At 66.5% G+C, this 17,312-nt stretch carries 13 protein-coding genes; 9 read left to right on the top strand and 4 right to left on the bottom strand.

Going from position 1 to position 17,312, the window contains the following annotated elements:
* Positions 1-3 precede the first annotated feature (3 nt).
* A complete protein-coding gene (locus tag ABWI07_RS28715) occupies positions 4-3,159 on the top strand; it encodes a type I restriction endonuclease subunit R (RefSeq protein WP_353820367.1) in 3,156 nt (1,051 codons plus the stop codon).
* 112 nt (positions 3,160-3,271) lie between these two features.
* A complete protein-coding gene (locus tag ABWI07_RS28720; protein WP_353820368.1) occupies positions 3,272-4,843 on the top strand; it encodes a serine/threonine-protein kinase in 1,572 nt (523 codons plus the stop codon).
* A gap of 42 nt (positions 4,844-4,885) precedes the next feature.
* Here the strand turns inward: ABWI07_RS28720 and ABWI07_RS28725 are convergent, their stop codons facing one another.
* Complete coding sequence (locus ABWI07_RS28725; RefSeq protein WP_353820369.1) at positions 4,886-5,284, bottom strand: ATP-binding protein; 399 nt, start codon at positions 5,282-5,284, stop codon at positions 4,886-4,888.
* A gap of 144 nt (positions 5,285-5,428) precedes the next feature.
* Here ABWI07_RS28725 and ABWI07_RS28730 point away from each other — a divergent pair, with 144 nt between their 5' ends.
* The 3 genes from ABWI07_RS28730 to ABWI07_RS28740 all read left to right on the top strand — a co-directional run bounded on the left by ABWI07_RS28730 (position 5,429) and on the right by ABWI07_RS28740 (position 10,443).
* Positions 5,429-6,265: a helix-turn-helix domain-containing protein gene (locus ABWI07_RS28730; protein WP_353820370.1), complete on the top strand. Its 837-nt coding sequence runs from the start codon at positions 5,429-5,431 to the stop codon at positions 6,263-6,265.
* Positions 6,220-6,423, top strand: coding sequence for a DUF397 domain-containing protein (locus tag ABWI07_RS28735; protein WP_353820371.1), 204 nt, complete (start codon positions 6,220-6,222; stop codon positions 6,421-6,423). Before ABWI07_RS28730 ends, ABWI07_RS28735 begins: the two co-directional genes overlap by 46 nt.
* 483 nt (positions 6,424-6,906) lie before the next feature.
* Positions 6,907-10,443, top strand: a complete 3,537-nt coding sequence (locus ABWI07_RS28740) for an nSTAND1 domain-containing NTPase (protein WP_353820372.1) — start codon at positions 6,907-6,909, stop codon at positions 10,441-10,443.
* Here ABWI07_RS28740 and ABWI07_RS28745 read toward each other — a convergent pair.
* Positions 10,437-10,736 carry an NIPSNAP family protein gene (locus ABWI07_RS28745; protein ID WP_185030248.1) on the bottom strand — a complete coding sequence of 100 codons (300 nt, stop codon included), beginning with the start codon at positions 10,734-10,736 and terminating at the stop codon, positions 10,437-10,439. The genes ABWI07_RS28740 and ABWI07_RS28745 overlap by 7 nt on opposite strands.
* A gap of 682 nt (positions 10,737-11,418) precedes the next feature.
* On the opposite strand from ABWI07_RS28745, the gene ABWI07_RS28750 reads away from it, so the two are divergent.
* The gene (locus ABWI07_RS28750) at positions 11,419-12,513 is read left to right on the top strand and encodes an SHOCT domain-containing protein (protein ID WP_353820373.1); all 1,095 of its coding nucleotides are present in this window, start codon (positions 11,419-11,421) and stop codon (positions 12,511-12,513) included.
* A 788-nt stretch (positions 12,514-13,301) separates the two neighbouring features.
* Here the strand turns inward: ABWI07_RS28750 and ABWI07_RS28755 are convergent.
* Entirely contained in the window at positions 13,302-13,673 is a 372-nt protein-coding gene (locus ABWI07_RS28755) for a site-specific integrase (protein ID WP_353820374.1), read from the bottom strand.
* Between the two features lie 327 nt (positions 13,674-14,000).
* Here ABWI07_RS28755 and ABWI07_RS28760 point away from each other — a divergent pair, with 327 nt between their 5' ends.
* From ABWI07_RS28760 to ABWI07_RS28770, 3 genes are all read left to right on the top strand, one after another.
* Positions 14,001-14,384, top strand: a complete 384-nt coding sequence (locus ABWI07_RS28760; protein WP_149260559.1) for a VOC family protein — start codon at positions 14,001-14,003, stop codon at positions 14,382-14,384.
* A 127-nt stretch (positions 14,385-14,511) separates the two neighbouring features.
* Complete coding sequence (locus tag ABWI07_RS28765; protein WP_353820375.1) at positions 14,512-15,060, top strand: SUKH-4 family immunity protein; 549 nt, start codon at positions 14,512-14,514, stop codon at positions 15,058-15,060.
* Positions 15,061-15,730: 670 nt separating this feature from the next.
* Entirely contained in the window at positions 15,731-16,756 is a 1,026-nt protein-coding gene (locus ABWI07_RS28770; protein ID WP_149260561.1) for a hypothetical protein, read from the top strand.
* 93 nt (positions 16,757-16,849) lie between these two features.
* Here ABWI07_RS28770 and ABWI07_RS28775 read toward each other — a convergent pair whose 3' ends face one another.
* Complete coding sequence (locus tag ABWI07_RS28775; RefSeq protein ID WP_149260562.1) at positions 16,850-17,149, bottom strand: hypothetical protein; 300 nt, start codon at positions 17,147-17,149, stop codon at positions 16,850-16,852.
* Positions 17,150-17,312 lie beyond the last annotated feature (163 nt).

A 17,312-nucleotide genomic window follows, 5' to 3' on the forward strand; every position in this document is an offset into this window, starting at 1 on the left:
GGCATGATTCCGGTGCATGACGAGAAGGCGTTCGGGGACGCCATTGTCGCAGGGATGCTCAAGGGTGGTTGGCTGGAAGGTGATCCGCGCGACTACCGGCCGGAACTCGGGGTGGACACGCGGCAGCTCTTCACGTTCATCGGGGCGACGCAGGGCGACGAGTGGGAACAGCTCGTCATGCTCTACGGAAACAGCACCGAGGCCGCGCAGGCCGGTTTCGCCAAGCGGCTCGACAAGGCGATCAGCGAGGACGGGGTGCTCACCGTCCTGCGCAAGGGCGTGAAGGACCGGGGTGTCCTGATCCGCGTTGCATACTTCAAGCCGAACCTTGTGCTGGACGACTCCGTGCTGGACGAGTACCGGGCCAACCGGCTGACGGTCGTGCGCGAGCTGAAGTACGCGACCAAGCAGGCCGACAAGGGCAACCGGCTCGACCTGACGTTGTTCGTCAACGGGATTCCGGTTGCGACGGCCGAGTTGAAGAACCCGCTGACCGGGCAGGGCGTCGAGAAGGCCAAGGAGCAGTACCGCAGCGACCGTGACCCGAGCGAGCTGATCTTCCGGCAGCGGGTGGTGGCGAACTTCTGCGTCGATCCCGATCTCGTATTCGTGGCGACACAGTTGCGTGGCAGGAAGACTCGGTTCCTGCCGTTTAACACGGGGTCCGAAGGGCCAGGCCAGCCTGGTGGCGCGGGCAATCCGGCGCCGGTCGAGCCGGGGACGTACGCGACCTCGTATCTGTGGACACGCATCTGGGAGCGGAACACCTGGCTGGATATGCTCCAGCGGTTCGTCCATGAGCAGAAGACCAAGAGCGCTGGCGGGCGCACAAGTAAGACGCTGATCTTCCCGCGCTACCAGCAGTGGGACGTGGTGAAGAAGCTGACCGCGCACGCCGCCCGCTACGGGGCCGGTCACAACTACCTGGTGATGGCGTCGGCCGGTTCGGGCAAGTCGAACACCATCGCATGGCTGGCGCACCGGTTGTCGTCGCTGCATACGCCCGTGAACGCGGCGGAACTGGCTCCGGAGGCGGTGGCGAACGGTGTCGAGCCGGGGACACCGGTCTTCGACAAGGTCATCGTCATCACCGACCGGCGGAACCTGGACGCCCAGTTGCGGGAGACGATCGGCGCGTTCGAGCAGACGGCCGGGCTCGTGGTGAAGATCGACGAGAAGATCGGTGCCAAGTCCGAGCAGCTCGCGAAGGCGCTGTCCCAGTCGTCCGGGAAGATCATCACGGTGACGCTGCAGACGTTCCCGGCGTTGAACGACTTCCTGCAGGGCAACCCGACCGAGATCGCCGGTCACCGCTTCGCGATCATCGTGGACGAGGCGCACTCCTCCCAGTCCGGGGACGCGGCGACGGCGGTCAAGGCCGCACTGCGCGACCTGGGCCTGGACGCCGACTCTGACGACGAAGGCGCCACGACGGTCGAAGCCAAGCTGGAGAAGAAGGCCGAGCAGCGGTCGCAGGCGTCCAACCTCTCCTACTTCGCGTTCACGGCCACGCCCAAGAGCAAGACGCTGGAGCTCTTCGGGACGCTGGGCACCGTAGACGGCAAGCCGAAGTACCGGCCGTTCCACACCTACTCGATGAGGCAGGCGATCGAGGAGGGCTTCATCCTCGACCCGTTGCGCAACTACGTCACTTACGACACGTACTGGAAGCTCGTCAACAAGAACCCGGACGATCGCAAGGTCGACCGGTCCAAGGCGAACGCGCTGCTGGCGCGTTACGTGGAGTTGCACCCCTCAAGCGCCCCGCAGTACGCGAAAATCATTGTTGAGGACTTTCGTGCACACACGCAGGGGCGGCTCGGCGGACGCGCCAAGGCCATGGTGGTGACCTCGTCCCGCAGGAGCGCCGTGCAGATGTCGCGCGCGATCAAGCAGCACATCGAGGACATGGGATACGGCATCGGTGTCCTGGTGGCGTTCTCCGGCTCGCTCACCTACGAGAAGGACGAGGTCACCGAGTCCAAGGAGAACGGCGGCCTGCCCGAGAGCGTCCTTCCCAAGGCATTCGCGTACACGCGGGCCGACGACCTCGGCGCGCAGACAGGCGGTCCCGGAAAGCCCGAGTACCGGATCCTCGTCGTCGCCGAGAAGTACCAGACCGGCTTCGACCAGCCGCTGCTGACGACGATGTATGTCAAGAAGAAGCTGGCGGGGATCTCGGCCGTCCAGACGCTGTCCCGGCTCAACCGCACCGCCGACCGCAAGAGCCAGACGGACCTTGCGGTCGTGGACTTCGTCAACGACGCCGAGGAGATCCAGGACGCGTTCCGTCCGTACTACGAGGAGGCAATGACCCTCCCCTCGGACCCGAACCTCCTCTACTCCGCGCAGAGCCGGGTCATGTCGGCGCAGATTCTCGTCGACGCGGAAATGAACGAGTTCGCGCGCGCCCACCTCGAAGCCGAGGAGAAGGCCGGCGGCTCGGTCGCGCGCTGGGAGAAGCTGCACGCCGAGCTGTACCGGCTGCTCCACCCGGCGGTCGAGCGCTTCACCGCGCTGATCGACAGTGAGGACGAGGACGACCACGAGGCTGCCGAGGACTTCCGCGCGAACCTCAACGACTACGTGCGCAAGTACGGGTTCCTCTCGCAGATCGTCCCGTACCGCGACGCCGAACTGGAGCGCCTCCACCTGTACGGGCGGCACCTGCTCAACCGGCTTCCCAGGCGCGCCGACGGCGGTGTCGACATCGGCGAGGTCGACCTCAGTCACATGCGGGTGGAGAAGACCGGCAAGCACGACCTCAGCCTGGCTCCTGAGGGCGCCACGGTGGTGAAGAGCTTCGGGGAGGGTGCCGGTGGTGCCCAGGAGCCGGAGAAGTCGCCGCTGGCCGAGCTGATCGAGAAGTTCAACGCCAAGTTCGGCACGGACTTCACCGAAGAGGACATCATCCAGCCCTTCGAGGAGGCGATGGCCGAGCCGAAGGTGAAGCAGGCCGCGGTCGCCAACAACGATCAGGAGAACTTCGGGGTCGTCTTCGACAAGGTCTTCGAGGAGAAGATGATGGACCACGTCGACACCATCGCCACCCTCGGCGAGAAGTACTTCGGCTCGGACCCCGAATTCAAGTCGTCCCTCAACAGCCGCGCCCGCCGCGCGGCATGGCAACTCCTGCGCGAGCAGGCTGGCGTCGCCTGATCCTTCGCCTGTCCGGCCGTTCCCCGAGCGAATCGGAGGACGGCTGGACAGTCGATCTCTGCCGCCATAACACTGGCCACACCGGACAAAAGCGAATGCATGCGGAGCAAGGATGCCGATCCGAACCATTGCCACCCGCTACGAACTGATCGAGGAGATCGGCTCCGGGGGCATGGGCACGATCTGGCGCGGCTACGACTCGACCCTGGACCGCGAGGTCGCCGTCAAGGCCATCCGCCCCGACATGCTGCTCTCTCCGGAGCGCATCGCCGACCTGGCCGAACGGTTCCGCCGAGAAGCGCGCGTCACCGCACGCATCCAACACCACGGCGTCCCCCAGGTGTACGACGCGGTGCTGGAGGCCGATTCCGCGGATCGCCTCTATCTGGTGATGCAGTACATCGAGGGCAGGAACCTGCGCTCCTACATCGACCCGGACGACCCGCTGCCGATCGCCTGGGCCGCCGCGACGGGCGCGCAGATCGCCACCGTCCTGTCCCACGCGCACGCGATCCCGGTCGTTCATCGCGACCTGAAGCCCGACAACGTCCTGGTGACCGACGACGGCACCGTCAAGGTCCTCGACTTCGGCATCGCCGCGATCCTCCGTCGCGACATCACCAAGATCACGGCCACGGGCACCCCGATGGGGACCAGCCGCTACATGTCCCCCGAACAGGTCAACGCCGCCCAGGTCACCCCGCAGAGCGACCTGTACGCGCTGGGCTGCGTCCTGCACGAACTCTTGTCGGGCGCGCCAGTCTTCATTGGCGACGGCCAGTACGAACTTTGGAAGCAGCACCTCACCGCCACACCCGACCCGCTACGCGAGCTGCGTCCGGACGTACCGCCGGAACTGGAGAAGCTGGTCCTGGATCTGCTCGCTAAGAAGCCCGAGCAGCGGCCGGCCGACGCCTACGCCGTCTACGAGCGCCTTCTCCCGTTCCTGCCGTCCCCCGGCTCACCGGCGGTCGCCGCAAGCGAGCGACTCGGCGAAATGCCTGACCCGACTCTGCTGTACCGGCAGCCCAACGCCCCGCGCCGGCGCACGCGCCGTCAACCACCCGTCTCGGCACCGCCCAGCGTGCCGCAGGCGCCGACCACACCTCCGACCCAGCTCCGGGCCGCCATCGATGACGCGCTCAAACGGTCCACCCAGCTTCTCGGCTACGAGAGGTTCGCGCAGGCGGCCGACGTCGTCGAGGCGGTTATCGATCCGGCAGCCAAGATGCTGGGCTCCGAAAGCCCGGACCTGCTCAAGCTTCGCTTCCACCGCGCGCTGATCCTGTTCCTCGGTGGGGACTCGCGCACGTCCCTTCCCGAGTTTGATGCCCTGGCCGGCGCCTATGCCCGCACTGCCGGGCCGACCAGCGATCGCGCACTGATATCTCGTCGCTACGCCGCCCTCTGCCGCGCCAACCTCGGCCAGACCACCGTCGCGCTCGACCAGTTCCAGCGCCTCCTCGACGACGTTGCCGCCGCCGACAGCCACGCCAGCGAACTCGCGCTCGACATCCGGCACAGCATTGGCATGCTCCTGCTCTCGGCAGGCGACAAGACCGCCGCAGAAAACGTGTTCGAACACCTCTACCAGGACCACCTGGTCATCAACGGCCCCGACGACGAACGCACTCGCGAGATCGCCGAAATCCTCGTCCGCATCCGCCTCCCCACGACCCCATAGCGCTCCGCTCGCGGTCAGGGGAGGTCGCCCCTCCGCTGGTCTTCAGGTGCGGTCGATGACCGCGAAGACGACCTTGCCGACGTTGTCGGCCAGGGCGCGGATGCCCCAGCAGCGGGCGTACTGGTCGACGATGAACAGGCCCCGGCCCGTCTCGCTGGAGGTGTCGGCCGCCAGCATGTGCGGAAGGCTGCAGGCGGCGTCCTGGACCTCCATCCACAGTGCGTCGTCCTCGGTGCGACTCAACCGCAAGATCACATCGTCGCCCGTTGCGGATACCGCGTGCTGGAGGGCGTTGGTGACCAGCTCGCTGGCCACCAAGCACGGGACGAAGTCGTCCATGCCCCATTGGCCAGTGACCAGCCGCACGAACCGCCGCACCTCCGCGACCACCTTGAGGTCCTGCTTCACCACCATCTCGTTCTCCGCCGCGCCCTGCCCCATGACCTCTCCTCACTGTTTGTGACATACAGCTCACATTGAGCCACTTGCCGAGCTAAGATTTGCTTGCAGCCCTGAAGTGGTAGACAGCAGCAGGCACCGGTAGATCACGTCTGCAAATGGCAGAGCACCCGATAGGTAGGAGCAATGCCCCCACGACGCCAGCGGGTTCGAGAGGCCCCCGCTCTCGTCGCTTTCGGACGCCAGATGCGGCGGATGCGCGAGACCAAGGGCATCAAACAGGAGACCCTCGCCCATGTCACCAAGGTGAGCGGTCCACAGGTGAGTCGGATCGAGGCCGGAAAGAAGCGAGCCACGCGACCGTTCGTGGAGATCGTGGACGACTACCTGGAGGCCAGTGGAGCTCTGATCAGTCTGTGGGAGGACCTGAACAAGGATGGTCACCCCGTCCCGATCTGGTTCGATTGGCCGCAAATAGAGGGCGACGCAATCGAGCTGATCTACTACCAGCTATGCGTGATAGCCGGTATGGCGCAGGCCCCGTCCTATGCGGCGGCGATCCTTGACGGCAATGAAGAGGCCGTTGCAGCCCGACTCGAACGACAGAAGATCATCGACAAGGAGAACGCCCCAACGATCACCTTCCTGGTTGATGAACAGGCGCTCTACCGGCAGGTCGGCACGGCCGAGACGATGAGGGAGCAGTTGGAGCACCTACTTGCACTGAGCGAGCGCCCCAACGTGACAGTTCAAGTCGTGCTCAGCAGCGGCGAACACGGCGGAAACGGCAGCAGCTTCGTGATCGCTACGATGGCCGACATGAGCCAGGTAGCCTATGTGGAAACGGCTATACGAGGGCTCACAACTGATGACCCCGCAGACCTGGCAGCGGCATCGCGCGTCCTGGCCGATCTTCGCAACAGGGCGCTTCCAGGCAACATGTCGCGCGACCTCATTAGGAAGGTGGCCGAAGAACGATGGACCTCAACAAGGCCGAGTGGCGGAAGGCAACCCGGAGCCTGAACAACGGCGGTGAGTGCGTTGAACTTGCCGACGTGGCTGGGGCGGCCGGTGCGTCGGTGGTGGCGGTGCGGGACAGCAAGGACCCGGACGGCCCCGTCCTCCTTTTGACCCGCGCGGCCCTGCGGACGGCCGTCCAGTCCGCCGCCGACATGCACTGACCACCCAGCACCGCCCGCGCCGCCCGCGCCGCCCTGGCTACCGCGCAGCGGCGAGTCGTCCCGTCACCCGACCCGGACAGCCCGCCGCACCCCACCGTCCCCACAGGCAAGACCCACGCCCCGTCCGCCTCCCCCCAGAGGCAGCCCCAGCCGAGCGGACACGTCCGCTGGCAAGTCCAGTCGCGCGTCCGACACTGGCCTCATGCCCCTCGAAAACCTCACTTGGCGCAAGGCAAGCCGAACCCACAGCAACGGCGGCGAGTGCGTCGAGCTGGCGAGTGTGCATGGCTGACCTGGTCGTACTCCGTGCAGCGCTCACCCCGGGCGTCCAGGACCGCAGTCGTTCGGGTCGGACCTTCAGCATCGCCTTCCCCTTGCGGCAATGGCGTCCCGCTCGATTATTGAAGAAGATCAGGCCGTGTCCGGGACGGGATGGGGTCGCGTGAGTAGCGGGATGGGCGGCGCATGCCGGTGGTGCGGCGAATGAGGCCCCGCCTGAACATCGCGTTGAACGTCCTGCTCGTGGTCGTGCTCGCCCTTCTGGGCATCCTGACGAACTACGCGACCGGGGGCGAGGACGCGCCGCTACCGCTGGACCTGCTGCGCAAGATCGCCGTTCCAGGGCTCGGGGTACTGATCGTGGCGTTGATCGTCCTGACGGCGATGTCGGCGCGGCTGGAGAATCCGCCGCGGGCGCCGGAGCGCGAGTGGGATCCGGGTCGCACTCCGTATCCGGGGCTGGAGGCGTTCGCCGAGGACGAGGCGGCGGTGTTCTTCGGACGGGACGAGCCGGTGAGCACGTTGCTCCGTCAGCTGTACCAGCGCGATGGCGAGCGGTTCGTGGTCGTTGCCGGGGCTTCGGGGAGCGGCAAGTCCTCGATGGTGCAGGCGGGGTTGATCCCCAGGTTGCGCGGGCGCCGCTGGCTGGTGCAGCCGGTACTGACGCCGGGGTCCGATCCGGTGGCTGCGTTGGTGACGACGTTCGGCAGCGCTCTGGACGCCGAACGGTTGCGAGGGGCGCCGTCCGCGCTTGCCGAGCTGGTCGCACAGGCGCGGCGGCGGTCAGGGCGGCGCGATGCCCGCGTCCTCATCACCGTCGACCAGTTGGAGGAGTTGTTCACACTTGCCGGATCCGACCAGCGGGACCTGTTCCTGTCGGCGCTGTCGGCGGCGTTACGGGCCGATTCCAGGTTGTGGGTGGTGGCGACGGTCCGCATTGAGTTCCTGCGCTCCTTCCTGGAGACCGGCCATGCCGCACTGTTCGCCCGCCCCATAGCGCTCGGCGCATTGACGCGGGCCGAACTCGCGACGGTGGTCGAGGCACCGGGCACGCTGGCCGGGCTGCGGTTCGAGCCCGGCCTGGTCACCAGGATCGTCGAGGACACCGGGACGGCCGATGCACTGCCGCTGCTGGCCTATCTGCTGCAGGAGCTGTATTTCGCGTCCGGGCGCGGGAAGGTCGCCACGTTCGACGCGTACCGCCGGCTCGGCGGGGTCGCGGGTGCGCTGTCCCGGCAGGCCGACCAGCTCGTCACCGCGCTGCGCGGAGACGAGGGCATCGAGCCGATCCTGGCGGTGCTGTTCAAGTTCGTCACCACGGAAGGGACCGAGGCCACCCGCCGCCGCGTCGTCCTGGACGATCTGAGCGAGGACGAGCGGCGCGTCGTCACCGCATTCGTGGAGGCCCGGCTGCTGGTCACCGACGTGTGGGAGGGAACGCCCATCGCGCAGGTCGCGCATGAGGCGCTGTTCCGCCAGTGGGCGCCGCTGCGTCAGGAGGTGGAGGCACGGGCGGAGCTGCTGCGGCGACGCGCCGAGCTGGAACGATGGGCCGCGGACTGGCGCCAGGCCGGGCACAAGGTCGACTACCTGCTGACCGGCGAGCGACTCCAGCTCGCGCTGCAGTGGCTGGAGGGCCTGGAGTCGGCCGGGCAGGACAGCGGCGAGATCCGCGCGTTCATCGAGGCGTCCAAACGGCGCGACCTGGCGTTCCTGCGACGCGTGTCGGAGGGGATCGGCCAGTACGTCCTGGCCAACGCCGAGCAGTACCCCGAGCTGGCGATCCTGCTGGCCGCGGCAGCGCTGTCGGAGTGCCCGCCGACCCCGGCCGCCACCCGAGCACTCATGGCGGCGCTGGCCTTCAGCCACCTGACCCATGTGCTGGACGGGCACACAGACGCGGTCCGCAACCTCGCCTGGTCGCCCGACGGGGCCCTGATCGCCACCGCGTCCCGCGATGGCACCTGCCGGCTGTGGGACGCGACCACCGGATCCAACACCGCCGTGCTGGAAGGCCACCACGGCATGGTGGAGATGGTCGCCTGGGCACCGGACGCCCGCCGCATCGCCACCGCCTCCCGCGACCACACCGTCCGCGTCTGGGACACCGCCACCGGCCGCACGCTGGCTGTGCTGGCGGGCGCCACCGACGTCGCGCGAACCGTCGCCTGGTCACCGGACGGAAGCCAGATCGCCGCAGGTGCCCGCGACCGGGTGGTGCGCATCTGGCGGGCCGACACCTACGAACTCCTGACCGAGTTGCACGGCCACACCGACAACATCCTCGGTATCGCCTTCTCGCCCAGCGGGAACCTGCTGGCCACCGGATCCCATGACAGGACCGTCCGTATCTGGGATCTCGCCGCCGGCTCGGCCATTGTGCTCCACGGTCACCAGGACTTCGTGGAAGGTGTCGCCTGGTCCCCTGATGGCGCCTTCGTCGCGTCGGCCGGGGGCGACGCGACCATGCGCATCTGGGATATCCGCTCCTCAGCACAGACCGGGCTCATCCGCTGTCACGGCACCCGGGTGTGGAACGTGGCGTGGTCACCCGATGGCACCTACCTGGCCAGTTGCGGCAGCGACAACACCGCCCGCGTCTGGAACCCGCGGACCAGCGAGGAGATCTTCGCCCTCCGCGGCCACACCGACGACGTGTGGGGCGTCGTGTGGTCACCCGACGGCGCGCATCTGGCCACCGGCTCGGCCGACACCACCGCCCGCATCTGGGACGTCACCCCCAAGGGCGCCGAGAGTCTCCAACTGGCCGGCCATCGCGGCCCCGTCCGCGCCGCCGTGGTCACGCCGTCCGGACGGTTGATCGCCACCGCTGGTGACGATGCGACGATCCGGATCTGGGACGCCGCCGACGGCACCCTTCACGCCGTGATCACCGACCACCGGGACACCGTCCACGATCTCGCCTGGGCCAGCGTGGAGGGGCGCACGATGCTGCTCTCATGCTCCAGCGACCGCACGATCGGTCTGTGGAGGCTGGACGAAGCCTCTACTGGTGACATCTCCGGCGACCGAATCCCCAGCAGCGACATTCATGAGGCCGTGGCCTGGCGTCCCGGCTCGGACACCTTCGCGACCGCAGGGCACGACCGCATCATCAGCATCCACCGCCGCGGCGATCACGAATCCACCGAGAGCCTGGACGGTCACCACGACTGGGTCGTCGGCCTCGCCTGGTCCCCCACCGGAACACACCTCGGCTCCACCTCCGACGACCGCACCGCCCGCATCTGGAACGTCCATGACCCCGGCGAAGTCATGACGCTGCACGGCCACGCCAACTGGGTCGACGACATCGCCTGGTCCCCCGACGCACGCCGGGTCGTCACCGGCTCCGCTGACGGTACCGCTCGCGTCTGGGACACCACCACCGGCGAGCAACTGGCCGTCCTCGACGCCCACGAGGCCCGCGTCGCCGGCGTTGCCTGGTCACCCGACGGCTTCGTGATCGCTACGGCGTCCTACGACCGCACCGTTCGTCTGTGGGCGGGCAGGACCTACGCCGAGATCGGCGTCATCGGTGTCCATCGCGGCCCGGTCGTCTCCGTCACCTGGACTCCGGACAGCCAGACCGTCATCTCCGCCTCCTTCGACGGCACCGCCCGGCTCTGGCCCTTCGACGTCGACCTCGACGTCCTGAAATCCAAGGCCGGTACCCGCGTATTCCGCCCGCTGGCGCAAGAAGAGCGCCTCGCCCACCTGCTCCCCGAGCCCGATCAGTAGACCTGCTCGACCACCCGCACGTCCCGATCGACCAGGTACTCGGACGGGTCCAGCCCCATCGCCTCCCGCTCCGGCGACGCCCAGTACCGCTGGTTCGCCTCCTCGAACGTCTCCTCCCCCTCGTACCAGATCACCCACACGAACCGGCTGCGCTCGTGATCAAGCCAGGCACCCCCGATCCCGAACCCCAGCTTCAACCGCAGCGGCACCACCGACTCCCGCCACCTGGCCGCCCACTCCTCGAGCAGGCCCTCCCTGATCGTGTACGTCCTCAACTGAACGGTCTTCGGCACGATTCCCCCTCTTCTATCTGGAATCCGCAACGTCGGCTAACACCCGCCACAACAGACCTCAGGCAACCACGGGCCCACCACATGGGGCATCTCAACCTGCGGTCTGAGCGGGCGTCCTGCTGGCCACGTACCTCAATATCGAGTCCTCTCCCTTCCCAGTGAAGGGCTCATAACTGTCCGGGAGCGGTGTTAAGTTGGCCGCGCTTGTCACCAGCCAGTGCGCAGGAGGAGGGCTCCGATGACCGACAAGAACCCCAAGTCCATCTGCGCCTGCGGAACGGCGGCCCCCTGGCGCAGGGACGGCTCTGGACGAGCGGGGGACGGAGAGCAGCCGGAAGAAAATTCTCGCCGGGCCCCCCGCGAGTCCCGACACTGCGCCGTCGTTCCATGAGAGCAACGTGGCCTCGCCGAACTCACGCTCGGTCAGGCGTCGGGGACCAGAAGCCGCCGCAGGCCACATGATCCGTTCTTGTCCAAGGCAAGGTCAACTTGGTGAACGCGGCGAACGGGCGGTCATGCCGATGACCGCGCCTTGCTGACACTGCGTTACTGTCTGAAGCACAGGGCCGAGCGGAGGGCATCCCCAGAGTCCGATGATGGGAACGATGGCTTCTTTACCTCGCATTGACTTCCCTCTTGCCATCCTGGAAGTTGAACCTTGACGGCCCGTGGAGGTGATGACGTGACCAACGCGCCAGACATCGGTTCGAAGGTAAAGCCCAAGAAGCTTGATCGAATCATGGAGGGACTCCACCGCCACCTGCACACCGATGCGGGCGAAGCGGTCGTCCTTGTGACCACGACGAACAGCGTGCGTCCCACGCTTGACCACTTGGTCCTCACGAATGCCCGAGTGATGGGTACCACCACATCCGAGGCGGGAACATCCAAGGGGATCAAGGCACAGGTATGGGCGCGCGACGTCCAAAGCTTCGACTTCAGGAAGTCTTTCACGGCACCCCATCGCCTTGTCGTCACGACGCATGATGGCGACGAGGTTTCCTTCGGGGACGTCCCAACGGCCGATGTCGACGCCGTTCGTGCTGGTATTGACCAAATGATGGCGTCGCCGCCGTCCGAGGCGATCACAGCCGCTGCGGCCGAGGAGGACATCCGTAGGCAGGAATCTGAGGCACTGAGTGATGCGCGGCCGTCTCTCCCCGACTCCACCATTGTGATCGGCCAGCCCCCCAGCCAGAAGGCCGTCCAGCAGATCATGGATCATGCAGGGCCCGAGGAGTGTCCCTGGCTGGTTATTGGGGCAGGCTCCGGGGGTGTGTTCGCGGCCCTCGACGATCGCGTGATGATCGTTAAAGTGGGTGGACTGACGAGCTTCATGGCTGGCTCACTCGGAGGTGGCCGGATCACCACCTTTCATTTTAATGACATCACCGGCATTGAATACAACGCCGGAATGGTGAATGGCGTCCTAGAAGTACTTACTCCAAGTTATTCAGGCACAGCCAACAAGGATTTTTGGCGCGGTTCGACAAAGGGCCGTAACGCCGACGCTAACGACCCATATACTCTATCAAACACGCTTCCTCTCCTGAAGTCAGCATACCAACAAGCACTTCCTCACTTGAACGAACTACGCCGGCGCATTGGTGATCACAAGAGGCCTCAAGGCGCCGTTTCCGGTCAGCCTCAGCCTAATGCGCCTACCCGAGAGGGGCTTGTTGAGAAGATAGAAAAGCTCGCAGAACTCCACTCCAACGGCGTACTGGATGATGAGGAGTTCCGCAAGGCCAAGGAGGCGCTTCTCAGGCAAGAGTAGGCGATCGCGAGGCATCAAGAATTGTCGATTCCCAATTCATAATTTTGCTGATTGTTAGCTACCGCCATCGATCCGCGCCATACACGCAGACGCCGATCGCCGCAACGAACCTGCTTCAACGGCTCAGGTCATCCGCTCCTGCCACGAGGCCTTGCCTCTCCTGGACCGCCTACGGTTTCCCGGATTTCGCTTGCGGCTGTCGCCGCCCTGGCGATTACAGTGAGTGCTCGTGTGGCGAATCGTCATTTGGACGCTCCGCTTTTTGGTGAGCACAGGGTACGCACGAACTGTAATGGATCACGGGGGATGAGGCGGCACCATGAAGGCCCCTGACCTGCGGAAGTGCGGACTTACGAGGACCGTGAATTACCCCATAACACCCCGAAAAAGGAACTGCTAATGCGGTTTGGGTGCAAGCCCATCCGGGGTTCAAATCCCCGATCCTCCGCCACTCCGACCAGGGACTTCGTCCAAGATTGCGATCTTGAGCGAAGTCCCTGTCGCGTTCCGGGATGTCCGCTTTGTTGGCCCTGGATAGCACGTGGTGAGCACGAGATGTCGTGGAGGCGTCACCGAGCCCAGGTCATAGCCCCGAAGTGGATCAGCAGGATGACTACCCTGCGTGTTCGGTTCGGATTCTGCGCCGGTCCGCCAGCGAGATCACGTTCGGCGGGACCGATGGTTTCGCTTGCTCGTCTGTCGCGTCATCGGCGGACATGCGAGGCACGACGGCCGCGACGGCCTCTGCACCGGCCCTCGACACCTCCGGAAGAACCGAGGTGTAGGTGTCAGCGGTGAACGAGTGGCGCGAGTGCCACAGGCGTCTCACTGATCAGCTTCATGCGGACCTTGCCGAGCAGCGCCAGCGTGGCCGCTCCGTGCCGCAGGTCGTGGAAGCGGATCGGCGGCAGCGGGCCGCCGAGGTTGTCGAACCGCGTGGAGATCCACTGAGGACGGATGGGCCTGCCGTCCGCTCGGGTGAACACACGGCCCGAGTCGACCCAGATGTCCGCTCCGGCGGCGAGCGTCTCCCTGATGGTGATCGTCCCAGCCTCCGTCAGGTCGGTGTCCTGCCGGGACTGCCCCGCGACCTCGGCTCGTCGCAGACCACGGAAGGCAACCAGGTACAAGAGGGCGTAGGGCTGACGACAGCACCGCATGGACCTTCCTCACTCTTGCGGGCGAGATGGGCTGCGTCTGCTTGCGAGTCGGCTTGCCTCCCGTGGGGAACTCCCGTGGCGACAGCGCGCGGGCGTCCAACAGCCGCTGAAGGAGTTCGCTCGGCTTCTCCGCGGCGGGACGCGGCCTATTGATCTGGAGAACGGCGTCGTAGGGTCCCGCGCGTGCTTGTCGCGCAACTCCACGAGCCTGAGGTGCCCGAGCACCGGCGCCCGATCGACCACCTCCTTCAGCAGCCGACTCTTCTCGAGGGCCGAACGCCCGCTCATGCCGATGACAGTGGGTCGCGGCCCCCGTACGTTGGTGTCATGGCGACTTTTTGGACCTTGGGATGCGATGCCTACGATCCGCAGCGGATCGCGGCTTTCTGGGCGCTGGCCCTCGGCTATGTCAAGGAATCTGGCTTCGACGAGCCCGATAACGCGTCCATCGTCGACCCGGATGGCCGGGGCCCCGCCATTAGTTTCCTGAAGGTGCCCGAGGGCAAGTCCAGCAAAAACCGCATGCATATCGATGTTCGGGTGGCTGGCCCAGGCCCCTGGGAGATGGTCGAGCGCGCCCGACTGATCCGGCAGAAAGTCCCCGAGTTGGTCGCCGCCGGCGCGACGATGATCCGCGAGGAGTGGTACGGCGACGTGCTTGGCCACGTCGTCATGCAGGACCCCGAGGGCAACGAGTTCTGCGTCGCTTGATGCCACGGCCACCGCCCGCGTTTCGGTATCCGGATCTGCCGCAGTTCGCGTGCTCCGTCGATGGTGGGCTCTGGCGGCGACTACGGGACTGCGGCGTGTGAGTCCCTACCTGGATATCCTCCGTAGCGTGCTTGGTGGTGATCTCCCGGTTCCTCCCGCGTTCGAAGCGGTTGCGGCCTGGGCCGGTGCCGAGCGGGTGGTGCGTGCCGCCGGATCCGACCTGGCGACCTGGCGGGTTCCCGAGCCGCAGAAGGAGGCTCTGGTCACTTGTGGCGTGCCGCTGATCGATGATCTGGTGGATGCGGTGTCGTTCTCCGCGGAGCCGGCGGTGTACCGGTTGGCGTCATGTAATAACGAGGTAGCGGACGTGGTCTGGGAATATGGCGCCACGCCGGGGAGCGGCGAGGTACTGCAACTGGGATTGCCGGACGGCAGTGCGTGCTTCGTCAACTCGACGATCAACCACTGGCTGTGTTCGCTGCACCTGGTCGGCAGCTGGCTCACCGGCTCAACCGTCATCGGCCACTGGGACGAAGACGGACAGGCCGGAAAGGAGGCACTGGCTGAACTCGCCGACCTGTTGGAACAGATCAGGGCCCTCGACCCGCCCGCCGTCGGGGACGGCGACCACCGGACTCACTTCTGGCCCGCGGTGCTCGACCGATGGCTTTACTAAACAGCGTGGACGTCCTCTTCTGCCGCCGACCGGGGGCCGTCACGCTGCCCGGCGAAGCCGACTCTCTGTCAACGTCACACGGGCTTGCGTGCGCACAGCCACCGAGCGGTGATCGTTGAGGGTGGTGCCCGAACTCGAAACATCCAGGGCCACATCTTCGGCGCACGGATGGTCGTTCTGGCGCACCCGGCCTGGGCGTTTGCGCTGGTTAGCAGGAAATCTTTTGTGCAACCCGGTAACGGGCTTGTCTTGGCAGGATTGGGCTGCCTTGTGGGCCTTATTTTCGGTGGCACCTGGCTGCGGATCGCCCCGTCCTCGGTCTGGCCCGACCGCCTGCGGAGCCGGCTGTTCTCACCCTGACGATCAAGGCGGGATCGGGCGACATCAGCGGAGATCGGGCTGCATCCGCGGCCGGCTTGGATACCGGACGAATGATCAAGACGAGCGGTTGACGCGGTGGCCGTTTCCGGTATCGGGTGCTCCAACGGAACGCACCAAGTGTCCTATAGACGACCGTTTCAGCCCTTTCCCGATCGGGGGAACGATGCGGCATTCACGCATCACCTTCAAGCTCCGTCATCTCACGCCAGTGCCAATGTTCGCGCTGGGCTTGGCGGTTGTGGGAGCGGTACCACCGGCGCAAGCCGCACAGCCGCAGCCCTGGCGGCTGGTGAAGACCAACGACTTCAGCCAGTACGACTCCATGTCGGCGGTCACGGCCGCCGGCCCGCGCAACGCCTGGACGTTCGTCACCGGTGACCAGCACGACCGGATCGTCGCGCAGCACTGGAACGGCAGGGCCTGGCGCGACGTGCCAGTGCCCGCCGGACTGCCCGGGGAGATCCGAGAGGCCAGCGCCACATCCGCTTCCAACACCTGGGCGGTCGGCGACAGCGACAGTGCTTCCAGGGGCTCGTACGCACTGCGCTGGAACGGCCGCAAATGGGTGATCGCGCACCGATGGGCCACCGGCGTCGTCAGCGGCGTGACCGCGACGGGCCGCAACAAGGCATGGGTCTTCAGCGACAATCGCCGCGACGCCGGCGTGGGCACCTGGCACTTCAACGGCCGCCAGTGGACTCAGGTCCAGTTGCCGTACAGCATCGAACGGGCCAGCGCGGTGTCGGCCCGCGACATCTGGGCGATCGGCAACGACGCCTCGGACAGCTTCAAGGTGATCGCACATTACGACGGCACGGCCTGGACCCAGATACCGGCCGGCGCCGCGCTGCCCGACGACGTCCAGGGCGGCGAGGGAGAGCCCTCCCAGCATGTCTTCCTGTCGGACGTGGTCGCAGTGTCGGCCACGCAAGTCTGGGTGACCGGGACGGTCTCGCGTACCGACGACCATGGCACAACGGAACTCCCTGTGGCCGCGCGCTGGGACGGCAACCGGTGGCAGAAGGTGGACGTGCCGGGCAACTGGCGTCCGCGGGTCGCCGCAGCCGACGGTCGCGGCGGGCTGTGGATCTCCGGAGACGGCGAGCCGCGAGAGTCGGGCCGCGACACACCGGTGCTGATGCACCGCTCTTCCAACGGCACGTGGTCAAGTTCGGTCGTCCAGGCCGGGAGCCGTACCGCCTACGTCGACGGCCTCGCCCTGGTTCCGAGGACGACCACACTGTGGGGGGTGGGGCAGCTGCGGCCTGCGGACGAGTCCTCCTCAGACGGAGCCATCTTCCGCCAAGGACGATGAACCGCCGACCCATGAGAACGTGGCAGGGGCGATCTCCCCAGGGAGATCGCCCCTGCCACGTCCAAAGGCGGCCGTCGCCGCCAGCGCCGAACTTCAGGAGCCTGCCGTGGCCCGCTTGAGGAACCGTTTCAGGTGCTCGTCCAGGCTTCCAACCTTGGCGTCCACCGAGTACGCGCTGCCGATCAGTATCCAGCCGCGTCCCCGCAGAAGATCCGGCACCTCCTCCACCGCCCGCCACGGCGACGGTGTCCATGCTTCCTTCTGACCGAGAAGGAGGACCAGCCCGTCGGTGGTGTAGCGGGCTGCGGTGAGGCGGCCACGTCCCGACGGGGTCGCCGACCGCTCCCCGGGAGAGACGGCCACCCGGATCGCGTCCTCGACTCGTCCTGTCACACAGCCGATCATGACCCAGCCCTTGAGGACTGTGGACACCCTCATCTGCCGCCGCCCCGGCGTTCGGCGTTGAGCCTGGGGCATCAGCCGGAGGTGTCGGAGAGTGGCCTGCGCGGTGCCCGCATCGACGATCGCGTACCGCGCAGACCGGTCAGACGATCAA

This window comes from Actinomadura sp. NPDC000600 (assembly GCF_040492135.1).
GTDB lineage: Bacteria > Actinomycetota > Actinomycetes > Streptosporangiales > Streptosporangiaceae > Spirillospora.